The 967-nt window shown below is 73.5% G+C and carries 1 protein-coding gene; it reads left to right on the top strand.

What is annotated here, in order from left to right:
* Window positions 1-273 precede the first annotated feature (273 nt).
* The coding region (locus tag GH736_RS23485) for a LacI family DNA-binding transcriptional regulator (RefSeq protein WP_159607479.1) at window positions 274-967 on the top strand (694 nt) is incomplete at its 3' end.

The following is a 967-nucleotide window of genomic DNA, read 5'->3' as shown; positions in this document are numbered from 1 at the left end:
CGCGGTCGCCGCGAGCTGACGCCGCGGCATCCGCCCGCGCGGTCGCCGCCTCGCGCGGCTCGTCGTGTGCACCGTCACCGTCACCGTCACCGTCACCGTCACCGTCTGTCACCGATTGTCACCGACTGCGGATATACGATCCGACACCCCGGCGCGAACCAGCACAGCTCGGCGCGCCCGATCGTATATCCGCAGTGACGTACAGCGAGGGGCTCTGGAACCCGTGCTTGCGGCTCCGGGCGCGCTCGAATCGATTCGGCCTAGAATCAGCCCATGCACCAGGCTGCCCCACCCCGCCCGACGCTCGCCGACGTCGCGGCCAAGGCGGGAGTGTCGCCGTCGACCGCGTCGCTCGCCTTCAGCGGCTCGGGCCCGGTGTCGGATGCCACGAAGGAGCGCGTGCTCGCCGCGGCATCCGCCCTCGGCTACGCCGGACCCGACCCGCGCGCCCGCTCCCTGCGCCAGGGTCGATCGGGCATCGTCGGCGTCGTGCTCGAGGAGCGCGTGCGCGCGGCCTTCCTCGACCCGGTGAAGATCCAGATGCTCGACGGCATCACCGAGGGCATCGCGCCGCTTGGGGCGGGCCTGCTGCTGCTCACCGACACCGGTGAGGCGGGCGGCCACGCGGTCGGCATCGAGAGCGCACCCGTCGACGCGGTCGTGCTCGTCGGGTGCAGCCCGCGACTCGGCCACTCCGTCGAGGCGCTGCGCCGCCGCGGCATCCCGGCCGTCGCGATCGAGGGCGATGCCGGCGACGACGTGCCGAAGATCTCCATCGACAACCGCGAGGCGACCCGGCGCGGGGCCGAATACCTCAAGAGCCTCGGGCACACGGATGTCGCGCTCGTCACGCTCCCGTTCGACGCCGCCCGCACGCGGGGGCGGCTGACGCCCGAGCTCGAACGCGGCAGCACCGCCGAGACCGCGAGCGAGCGGCTGCTCGGCGCGCGCGAGGTCTTCCCGCACG

Origin of the sequence: Agromyces humi (assembly GCF_009720255.1) — a bacterium.
GTDB lineage: Bacteria > Actinomycetota > Actinomycetes > Actinomycetales > Microbacteriaceae > Agromyces > Agromyces humi.
This window is presented reverse-complemented; position numbering and strand designations above follow the sequence as displayed.